Here is a 9,448-nt window from a genome sequence, read left to right as displayed (position 1 = left end):
TCTAGCTATAAAGAACCAGAATAAGAATAATATATATAAAAAAAATAAAACTATCGTTTTATCAAAAAAAGAAATTGATTTTGAAGATTTAGAAATCACTGATTTGGTTCAAGAGCCAATCGAGGTTGCTGCTGTTGAGACCACATCAGAGCAAAATGAAACGATAGCAGATAACCAATCTCCCATTCACGAGCAGACAAGCGTTCCGAAAAAAGCTAAGCGGTCAAAAGCTAATCGGGGCTGTCGATTACCGAATGATTTCGAACCCGATTACGATTTTGCAATCGAAGCGGGTTTGCCTTCAGAGCGTGTGAAAGTCGAAATTGCAAAGTTTCGAGATTACTGGCGTTCAAAAGCCGGAGCAAATGCAACCAAAATCGATTGGCAAGCAACATGGCGTAACTGGATACGCAAGGCGGTTGATGATTTAGAAAAAATAAAAAACACGAACAACAATGGTGGAAACAATGGAAACTTTTCAAAAGATCAAAGAACTCGCGGTGGTACCGGAGAGGCAATCCGTAATCTTATCGGTGCAACACAGCTTAGTGACGCCTCTACAAAACGCCATACAACAGATGGCAAAATATGTAACACTGGAATGTCCATGGACCTTGATCAGTGGCATGGAATTGACACCAGTCCTAGAGAAACAAGCTTTAGAAGCCTATCAGACAGTCCAAAACTTATTTACCGTGAAAGCATCTGTTGAAGATATAGCAGAGGCTCTTGATGTGCTTGAAGGTGGTTTGACAATGCAAAAAGTTTCAAATCCAGAGGCGCGTGCAAAGGCTTATATCGCTGCTCTTAACGGCATCTCACTCTGGTCTTTGTTGCAAGCTGTTAAAAATCTTATCCGTGGTGAGGCAAAAGGTATGTCAACAACCTTTGTCCCCTCATGTGCTGATCTGGCGCAGTATTGTCGTGATTTAGAAAGCGGGCTTTATGGTGTTGCTGAGAAGGTTTTTATAGCAGTTGAAAATACGCGTAACCTAGCCTTAGGAGGCAAGCGCATTTCATGCATGAGAATAGGCAAGCCTAGTGAAGAGCAACATAACAGTAGCAATTCAAAAGCGGCTTAAAACAGCAAACTAGTGAAAAGTGCTGATGGTTTTGTGATTAGATATGCGTTTAAATCATCAAAAATGTACCGTACAAAGCGATTTAAAGATTTTATGATGAAAACCACACCAGTAACACAAAACGCTCTGTACGGTCAAATTTAAGGTAAATTAACCTATTGGTAAAATTATGGACTAAAAACATGGAAATTTTAAAACAACTGTTCTTAACAAATCATAAACAGCCTATGCAAAAAAAGTGGGTTGCAACGGCTGTTGGGTATGTTCCTTGGGGAGATGGAGCAGAGGAGTATTTTTACAACCTCTACGAATATGAAGACGGTACAAGAGAGTGTGAAAAGTTTGATGGCGGTCAGTATTATACCACACCAGAAAATGCGGATTTTAGCACCAAAGCGCAAGTAAAAGCATGGGTTTACGGTGGGAATATTCCGAAAAGCGTTCTCAATTACGAACCTCTTATAGACGAGATTAACAGAGAGATCAAAAAATTATCAAAAGCCGCAGGAAATGAACATGTTTACAGATAAGCAAATAAGAGCCTTGTTTGGCATTATAACTTTTATATTTTTATATTTTTTAGGAATTAAAAAAAATCCCTACTTTATCCAAAGTATTTTGATATTTGCATCTTTTGGTTTGATAATAATAACAAATATTTTTGTAATTTTATGCAATTCTCATATTCCTTTTGAATTGCAAAATAATCCAAAATATAAAGATGATGATACAACGGGTTGGGTGAAACTAACACGTGATTTACAACAGTATATGCACAGACTTTTAAATATAATAATTTTAGCGCTTGTCGTTTTAATTTTTCCAAATAGTTATAAAGAAACGGTTTTTTTGCCTGTCATTTCTAGGTATGTGGAACACAAACTTCCTTTTTCATTGGATACTGTACTTTGGTACTCAGATATTGCTCTTTGGTATTCCTTTTTATTTTGTATATTGTTTCTTATGTTATATACACGCAGTTTAATAAACATATCTATTTACACACTACAGTGCTCAGTTAAAAAATCATAGTAAAATTCAGATTTTATACTTTTTACAGAGACTTCATTTTTATGACATTATAGACAGCAAGCTAGAAAAAGCGCGTTATATTCAATTAGGTAAGTATAAAAAAGAAAAAAATTGCAAAGGCATGTTGACATTCGAAAGGCATGCTGTTAGAAAAGTATCAAGTGCTGAAAACACTTAGCGTTAAGCGGATAGGTTACGAAACAGCCTTTCCCATGCCTTTAAATACTGATTGTCTTTTATGCTTATTAAAGCGTATAATGATTTATGTCGGGTGTGCTGTGCTATATAATACTCTTTTTAGGGGAAAGCATAGCGACGGACTTAACGCCGTGTTTTCAACGCCCGGCGCCCTTATAGGGTGTCAATTGAAAACTCCATTACGTTAAGGAAAAATTCCAATGAAAAAATATGAATTTACAGGTGAGACAATTGTTGCTGGTTTACACACATTGCGTCGTATTAGAGCCATTAGAGATTTTGGAGACGTAAAAGCAGGTGACCTAGGTGGATTTATAGAAAGCAGTATGCACCTTTCGCATGATGGTGATTGCTGGGTTAGAGATAACGCCCGTGTTTGTCAAAGGGCGCGTGTTTACGGTAATGCACAAATCTTTGGTGATGCTTGGGTCTATGGTGACGCCCGTGTTTACGATAATGCAAAAATTCACGGTAAGGTTTGGATAGATGGTCATGTTTATGGCAATGCAGAGGTTTTTGGTGAAGCACAAACTCTACGCACCACTCGTATTTTTGATAATGCTAAGGTCTATGGAAAAGCAGATGTTAGAGGCAAGGTTTATGGGAATGCGCATGTATTTGGCAATGCTAGCGTTGATATGTATGCTGAAGTTTATGGCAATGCCAAAGTTTGTGGTCAATGCTAGCATTTGTGACAATATCATAATCAATGGAAATGAAACGATTTTAGATCAAATTGCGTAAAAAAGCAGTGGTGCGGCGGGGGCGCCTGCTTTAAAATAGAAAAAAGAAAGCCATGTCATTTGCGTGATGTGGCTTTATGTTTATCAAAAGATAAAAAACATAATTTTATATGTTAAAAAACAATAATATCATTTTGAAATAATTGAAAAAATAAGCAAATCATGCTAAGATTTTCCATGTATTAAAGTACAAGTTTAAGGTAAGAAAAAACATGCTAAACAAAGTGACGTTAATCGGGCATTTAGGTGCTGATCCCGAAAGCAAAACAATGAATTCTGGAACAGAAGTAGTCAATTTTCGTATGGCAACTTCTGAAAGCTATACGGATAAAAATACTCATCAAAAAGTAGAGAAAACGGAATGGCACTCCATTGTGGTTTTTAATCCATATTTGGCAAAAATTGCACTTCAATATCTCAACAAAGGTTCAAAAGTTTACGTAGAAGGAAAATTACAAACACGCAAATGGCAAGATAAAAATGGTATTGACCGTTACACAACAGAGATTGTTTTACCGCAATTCAAAGGCGAGTTGTATTTGCTTGATGCAAAGAAAGAGCAGTCTACCTCTTCTTCCGTTACTTCTCAAAATTATGCTATCGCTTCAGGTGCTAAAGATTATAGCGCATCTCTTAATGATAGCATGCCATTTTGATTAAAAAATAGAGCAAAGAGAAACATGTGGGCTCCCACAGATTAGGGGATGTATGAAAAAGAAAGATACTTATATTTCACAAATGAAAGTACGTCAAGATCCTGTTAATCAATTGGCAATTGAAATGCGTGCTAAACGCTTTGGTTTGACGATTGAAGAGGCTAAAAATCCGCTTGCTGGGTCTTATGTTGGGCGGCTATGTTTGCAAGGTGTGCTTACTCAAGATCAGTATGATGCTGCGCAAAAATATCTTGAAGTGAAAAATGACTATTTGTGTGCAAAAGGTTTACCAAGCGCTGTTTATGACGAAATACCATCATCTTCTGATGACAAAGCAAGAGAAAAATGGGTCGAATTTGCAACAGGACAGTTTTCTAATATGCAAGAGGCGATAAAAGAAACACAACATCTCTATAAACAGTATAATCTTTATGCAGCAATACAATATATTGTTGTCGAAGACCAAACATTACCACATCTTGTGAATTCATTGCGGGTCGCTCTTAACGCGCTTCATAAATATTTTGACAGAAAAACTAAATGGTAAATGTTTATTATAATGTTTCAAAGGCAGTTGATTGCTCTTCTGATAGTTCGGCTATAAATACTGCGTGAGAAAAGCTAAATAATATATATACGAATAGCTCAAAGAATGCGATATAGAATACAATACCCATAGAGAGGTTTTCGTGAAACTCAATAAAAAGAATTAACATTTGTAGTAAAAATGAAACTGGTAGCGATTGTATTCTATATTGGATTGGTGCCATACAGACTGTAAGGGGAAGAGTAAGCATTAAAATAATTGTCCCTAACAAATAAGGGGCAAAAGAGCGGGGGAAAAACGTAGCAATGATGTACCCTGTAGAAAACATAATTATAAAGGTAACCACTGCTGTGAAATAGGAGAGCCCCACTAGGCGCAAGAGTAGAAATAAGCCACGTTTAGCAAAACGAAAGTAATAATTTATTGTTTTTTCTCCGTTTTTTTTCTTAATCGCTTTATGTTCTCTAAATCTTTCTCGTTTTTCAATTATTTCGTTCCATTTGCTTTTATCCTTTGTAAAAGCATAATCGATAGTTTCTAACGTTGGCAGTATTATTGTTAATAGTATTTTTCCTACTAAATTTAGGAACTCTTTTAGAGTTTCAAGTATGCCCCCTAGAAATAATCCAATGCCGTAAATTACTAATATAATAATATCAATTAATATTGGGATTATTAAGATAAGGATTACAATTCCTATAATAAACCACATTTTCTCCCCCTTTTTATTAATCATTAATCATAGTATTGAATTTTTAATTGATTTTTTTCTCAACCAGATTCATTCTGTTTTTCCATTATCATTATCTGTTTCTGTTGTTGCCAAAGCTTTTCGTATAATTCCTCAATTATTTTCTCTTGTTCCTTAATCGCTTTGTAGTGTCTATCGACCATCCTACTGTTTTCCTTAACTGCTTCGTTTCGTTGTATAATCGCTTTATTAATTTTTTCATTCTCATAATCAAACGCCATTTGAGAGTATTCGACTAAGCGATCATGTTCAAAATTTGCTATTATTCCTAGGTAATTTCTCCAAGCAAACAACAAAATTGCTACTACTAATAAAGAGTTTCTTGAAAATTCAAGATACCAAAGCACCCCAAGTACTATGACTAATAAAAGAGTACCTTGAAATTCTGTATTCCGACCATTCTCTGCTTCTTCCCGCATGTCAGAGACTATAGCCCATAGGATGAGTATACCCACTATTACTATGACAATATCACGCATTGTTCTCCCCCGCTTTTTATTAGTTTCTAGTCATATAATTGATTCGTTTAGATGATACAATTGTGAGTGGTTGGTTGTTAAAGACACTAGATTTAGGTAAAAAAATAAAAAATATACAATATCGTGATTTTTTTGTTGACAGGATATGAAAAATAGTGTTTTATGGCGTTGCTGTACTAGTCGAGTTGTGTCTAGAATTACGGTAAAGGTATAACCTTTCTTATAAGTTTATATGATTGTTCAGAGCCCTGCTTTTGCGGGGTTTTTTTATTGTCTTGTTTACAAAAAGAAACACACATGAAAACCACTGAAAAACTTGCAAAAAAAACGCCCCCAAAGGCAGGTCAAGGGCGAGTAAAAGGTGTGCCAAATAAAACGACACGTATTTTGAAAGAAGCAGTGCTTAAGGCAGCTGAGCGCGCTGGTAAGAAATATGGTGATGATGGTTTGATCTCTTATCTAGAAAAACAGGCAATCAAATGCCCCGCTGCTTATCTGTCATTGTTGGGAAAGATTTTGCCTCTTCAAGTGACAGGGGAAGATGGGGGCGCCATTAAGATGATAACGCGTGTAGAAATCGCGCCTTTGGTCAATGACGACACGACAGATTAATATTGTTCCAAAGCTTATACCGATTTTTACAGGTAAGGCTTTGGTGCGTGCTGCTTGGGGAGGAAGAGGGTCTGGAAAGACAAGATCATTTGCCTTGATGGCTGCTTTAAAAGGCTATCAATTTGGTATGGGAGGGATATCAGGCACTATACTTTGTGCACGTCAGTTTCAGAATTCGCTAGCAGAGAGTTCATTGGAGGAGATTAAGCGCGCCATTGAAGCGCACGACTTTTTAAAGGACTATTACAAGGTTGGGGAGTCGTCGATTAAATCGATAGATGGTCGTATAGCCTTTCAGTTTTCTGGACTAGACCGTAATATTGCCAGTATCAAATCCATGGGGCGTATTTTGCTTTGTTGGGTTGATGAAGCAGAGCCGGTTACAGAGACGGCTTGGCAGACGCTTATACCGACTTTGCGAGAAGAGGGAGAGGGGTGGCGAGCAGAGTTATGGGTCACATGGAACCCGTTGCGAGAGAATGCACCCGTTGAGAAGCGGTTTCGCTTTTCAGACAATGAGGCAATCAAGCGTGTAGAGATCAATTGGTCAGACAATCCGAAGTTTCCCAAGATCTTGAATGAAGCACGATTGGATGATCTGAGAAACCGTCCAGAGACCTATAAGCATATCTGGGAAGGGGATTATCTGAAAGCGGTTCAAGGTGCTTATTATCAGAGGGAAATGTTGGCAGCCGAGCAAGAGGGGCGGATAGGGCGTGTTGCGCGTGACCCTTTAATGCAGATACGGGCTTTTTGGGACATTGGGGGTACGGGCGCCAAGGCAGATGCAACAGCGATATGGATAGCACAGTTTGTGGGGCGAGAAATCAGAGTGCTTAATTATTACGAAGCACAGGGACAGCCATTATCGGAACATATCGGTTGGTTACGTCAAAATGGTTATGAGAAGGCATTGATGGTGTTACCCCATGATGGTGCGACGAGAGATCGTGTGCACAATGTGAGTTTTGAGAGTGCTTTAAATGATGCGGGTTTTGAAACGCAAGTAATCCCTAATCAAGGGGCGGGGGCGGTTAAGATGCGAATAGAGGCGGTGCGGCGTATTTTGCCGTCTGTTTGGTTTAATGAAGAGATGACGGTAGCAGGGCGCAAAGCACTGAATTGGTATCACGAGAAATGGGATGAGAAGCGCGGCATTGGTTTGGGTGCAGAGCATGATTGGTCGAGCCATGGGGCGGATGCCTTTGGTTTAATGTGCGTTGTCTATGAAGCACCCAGTGTCAAACCCAAGCAAGAGCGTTATTGCACGATGGAAAGAGAAGCGGCATCATGGATGGCATTCTAGATCAAGACTTTCAAAAAACGACAATCCTCGATGAATATGAAATCTATAAGCGTTTAAAGTCTTGGTACGCAGAAGATATTGAACATGTCAATAAATGGCGTGAACAGGCGCGTGAAGATTTTGATTTTTATAATGGTCGTCAATGGGCAGAGGAAGATCTTGCGGTTTTAAAAGAGCAACGCCGTCCTGTCATGACTTTTAACCGCATTGCGCCCCTTGTGAATGCTATTGTTGGAGCGGAGCGTAATAATAAGCGCGAAGTACAGTTTCAACCACGGCAAATGGGAGCAGCAATACCCAATGAATTGCTTACTGGAGCAGCAGAATGGTTTCGTGATGAGGCGGAGGCGGAATATGCCGATTCCGATGCTTTTCAGGATATGGTCATTTGCGGTATGGGCTGGACAGATACGCGGCTTGATTATGATACAGATCCCGAAGGGATACCTGCTGTTCAACGTTTAGATCCCTTAAAAATGGTTTGGGATGCCAATGCTGTAAGACCAAATCTCATTGACGCACAGCGTATGTGGTATGTTGATCGTAAATCTGTTGAGGATGCTAAAAGTCTTTTTCCTGATGTTGCTGTTGAAGATCTTAACGCCGATTGGGCTATCGATAGTACAACCGCTTCTGAGGATTCTCATGTGTCACTTGATGCGTATCAAGATGACTCCAATGCGACTTCTCTATCAGAGCCGTGTTCTAGGAAACGCTATGTTACGCTGGTTGAATGCCGTTGGTTTGAATATGAGATCACTTACAAGGCGCCTGATCTTCAAACCGGCCAGATGCGCAACTATAGCAAACAGGAGTTTGAACAGCTTCAAAGGGTGATGCCACAACTACAAGGGGTGTGTTTTAATAAAAAAGTGGTGAGGCGCGCTTTTCTAGGACGACGTCTTTTAGCAAAGCCCGATAAGCCATTAGCACCTGATGGGCAATTTGGGTGGGAGTGTATCACGGGCACGCTGGATAAGCTTAAAAACCAGTTTTACGGGATTGTTCGCCCCGCAAAAGATCCACAAAAATGGTCGAATAAATATTTTAGCCAAGTGATGTATATCCTTAATAGCCAGTCTAAGGGCGGCTTGATGGCAGAACGAGGCGCTTTCGATGATGATCGCCAAGCCATGGAAAGCTGGGCGCGAACGGATACGATTACTTGGGTTAAAAATGGCGCGCTTACAGGAGGGAAAATTCAACCAAAGCCAAGTGCACAATTTCCCAATGGATTTTTCCAGCTGTTTAATGAATCGCGTGAAGCGATAACGCATGTAACAGGGTTATCGGCTGAGTTTATCGGAACACGGGAGGTCAACCAAGCCAATGTGCTGGAAAATACACGCCGGCAATCAACGCTTAATTTGCTTGCGGGGCTGTTTGATAATCTCAAGCTTTATCGGTGTAGGCAGGGAAAGATTATTCTCTATCTTATTCAGAATTATCTCTCTGATGGGCGTTTGGTGCGTATTTCTGGACAAGAGAATGCGCAATATGTGCCGTTAACCCGTGAAGCTGTCACAACGCTTGAGTATGACATTATTGTCGATGATTCACCGACAAGCCCCAATGAAAAAGAAAAAACTTTTGCGGCAATTACGCAGATGTTGCCGTTGCTTGGTGGCTTCTTAACACCGGAGATGATTCCAGATCTTTTAAAGCTTTCCCCACTGCCAGCAACATTGGTAGCAAATTTAACGGCAAAAGCACAGCAGGCACAACAAGAACAGCAGCAACAGCAGATGATGCAACAAAGCCAAGGAGCACAATTAACTCCAGAGCAACAAGCAAAGATTGCTGTTTTACAGCAAGAAGCGCAAGCAAAGAGCACACTCTATCAACTTGATGCGCAGCAGAAACAAACGGCATTGCAGCAGAAAAATATCGAACTTTTCTTGAAACAAGAACAAGCGCGTATGCAGCTCGAACTTCAACAGGCAAAAAATGAGATAGCGCAGCGTGATTTAGAACGCAAAGCTTTACAGGCACAGTTGGAACACTATCGAGTTTTGACAAAAAATATAATAACACATTGAAGG

11 protein-coding genes and 1 pseudogene are annotated in these 9,448 nt (G+C 39.5%); 10 read left to right on the top strand and 2 right to left on the bottom strand.

The features are described from left to right. From ACFINA_RS08435 to ACFINA_RS08405, 7 genes and pseudogenes are all read left to right on the top strand, one after another. Positions 1-712, top strand: a pseudogene (locus tag ACFINA_RS08435) (hypothetical protein); the annotation flags it as partial. Next, positions 696-1,082, top strand: a complete 387-nt coding sequence (locus tag ACFINA_RS08430; protein ID WP_375615404.1) for a hypothetical protein — start codon at positions 696-698, stop codon at positions 1,080-1,082. The pseudogene ACFINA_RS08435 and the gene ACFINA_RS08430, both read left to right, overlap by 17 nt. Positions 1,083-1,264: 182 nt before the next feature. Next, positions 1,265-1,612: a hypothetical protein gene (locus ACFINA_RS08425; RefSeq protein WP_375610763.1), complete on the top strand. Its 348-nt coding sequence runs from the start codon at positions 1,265-1,267 to the stop codon at positions 1,610-1,612. Further along, on the top strand, positions 1,599-2,114 hold the full coding sequence (locus tag ACFINA_RS08420; RefSeq protein ID WP_375614129.1) for a hypothetical protein: 516 nt from the start codon (positions 1,599-1,601) through the stop codon (positions 2,112-2,114). The genes ACFINA_RS08425 and ACFINA_RS08420 overlap by 14 nt, the downstream gene beginning before the upstream one ends. Before the next feature lie 398 nt (positions 2,115-2,512). After that, a complete protein-coding gene (locus ACFINA_RS08415) occupies positions 2,513-2,998 on the top strand; it encodes a hypothetical protein (protein WP_375615403.1) in 486 nt (161 codons plus the stop codon). A 269-nt stretch (positions 2,999-3,267) separates the two neighbouring features. Beyond that, complete coding sequence (gene ssb, locus ACFINA_RS08410; RefSeq protein WP_375615402.1) at positions 3,268-3,711, top strand: single-stranded DNA-binding protein; 444 nt, start codon at positions 3,268-3,270, stop codon at positions 3,709-3,711. Between the two features lie 52 nt (positions 3,712-3,763). After that, the gene (locus ACFINA_RS08405; protein WP_375615401.1) at positions 3,764-4,258 is read left to right on the top strand and encodes a hypothetical protein; all 495 of its coding nucleotides are present in this window, start codon (positions 3,764-3,766) and stop codon (positions 4,256-4,258) included. A 7-nt stretch (positions 4,259-4,265) separates the two neighbouring features. Here the strand turns inward: ACFINA_RS08405 and ACFINA_RS08400 are convergent, their stop codons facing one another. Together ACFINA_RS08400 and ACFINA_RS08395 are read right to left on the bottom strand one after the other, a co-directional pair. Further along, complete coding sequence (locus ACFINA_RS08400; RefSeq protein WP_375614127.1) at positions 4,266-4,970, bottom strand: hypothetical protein; 705 nt, start codon at positions 4,968-4,970, stop codon at positions 4,266-4,268. A gap of 59 nt (positions 4,971-5,029) precedes the next feature. Further along, positions 5,030-5,488, bottom strand: a complete 459-nt coding sequence (locus ACFINA_RS08395; RefSeq protein ID WP_375614126.1) for a hypothetical protein — start codon at positions 5,486-5,488, stop codon at positions 5,030-5,032. A 297-nt stretch (positions 5,489-5,785) separates the two neighbouring features. Between ACFINA_RS08395 and ACFINA_RS08390 the strand changes: the two genes are divergently transcribed. From ACFINA_RS08390 to ACFINA_RS08380, 3 genes are read left to right on the top strand one after another with little or no spacing between them, the layout of a single operon-like run. Next, a complete protein-coding gene (locus ACFINA_RS08390) occupies positions 5,786-6,100 on the top strand; it encodes a hypothetical protein (protein ID WP_375607311.1) in 315 nt (104 codons plus the stop codon). Beyond that, positions 6,081-7,406 (top strand): PBSX family phage terminase large subunit, encoded by a 1,326-nt coding sequence (locus ACFINA_RS08385; protein WP_375614732.1) that lies wholly within the window; start codon positions 6,081-6,083, stop codon positions 7,404-7,406. The genes ACFINA_RS08390 and ACFINA_RS08385 overlap by 20 nt, the downstream gene beginning before the upstream one ends. Next, entirely contained in the window at positions 7,391-9,445 is a 2,055-nt protein-coding gene (locus tag ACFINA_RS08380; RefSeq protein ID WP_375607313.1) for a portal protein, read from the top strand. Before ACFINA_RS08385 ends, ACFINA_RS08380 begins: the two co-directional genes overlap by 16 nt. The last annotated feature ends 3 nt before the right edge of the window (positions 9,446-9,448 follow it).

It is taken from the genome of Bartonella sp. AC10YNML (assembly GCF_042196825.1).
Classification (GTDB): Bacteria; Pseudomonadota; Alphaproteobacteria; order Rhizobiales; family Rhizobiaceae; genus Bartonella.
Note: the sequence above shows the minus strand (reverse complement) of the source record. Positions and strands in the feature narration are given on the sequence as shown.

What these genes read in the sequence shown, in the direction of transcription:
- ACFINA_RS08425 (WP_375610763.1), top strand. Translation starts at nt 1,265, where the DNA reads ATGGAAATTTTAAAACAACTGTTCTTAACAAATCATAAACAGCCTATG.
- ACFINA_RS08420 (WP_375614129.1), top strand. Translation starts at nt 1,599, where the DNA reads ATGTTTACAGATAAGCAAATAAGAGCCTTGTTTGGCATTATAACTTTT.
- ACFINA_RS08415 (WP_375615403.1), top strand. Translation starts at nt 2,513, where the DNA reads ATGAAAAAATATGAATTTACAGGTGAGACAATTGTTGCTGGTTTACAC.
- ssb (WP_375615402.1), top strand. Translation starts at nt 3,268, where the DNA reads ATGCTAAACAAAGTGACGTTAATCGGGCATTTAGGTGCTGATCCCGAA.
- ACFINA_RS08405 (WP_375615401.1), top strand. Translation starts at nt 3,764, where the DNA reads ATGAAAAAGAAAGATACTTATATTTCACAAATGAAAGTACGTCAAGAT.
- ACFINA_RS08400 (WP_375614127.1), bottom strand. Translation starts at nt 4,970, where the DNA reads ATGTGGTTTATTATAGGAATTGTAATCCTTATCTTAATAATCCCAATA.
- ACFINA_RS08395 (WP_375614126.1), bottom strand. Translation starts at nt 5,488, where the DNA reads ATGCGTGATATTGTCATAGTAATAGTGGGTATACTCATCCTATGGGCT.
- ACFINA_RS08390 (WP_375607311.1), top strand. Translation starts at nt 5,786, where the DNA reads ATGAAAACCACTGAAAAACTTGCAAAAAAAACGCCCCCAAAGGCAGGT.
- ACFINA_RS08385 (WP_375614732.1), top strand. Translation starts at nt 6,081, where the DNA reads ATGACGACACGACAGATTAATATTGTTCCAAAGCTTATACCGATTTTT.
- ACFINA_RS08380 (WP_375607313.1), top strand. Translation starts at nt 7,391, where the DNA reads ATGGATGGCATTCTAGATCAAGACTTTCAAAAAACGACAATCCTCGAT.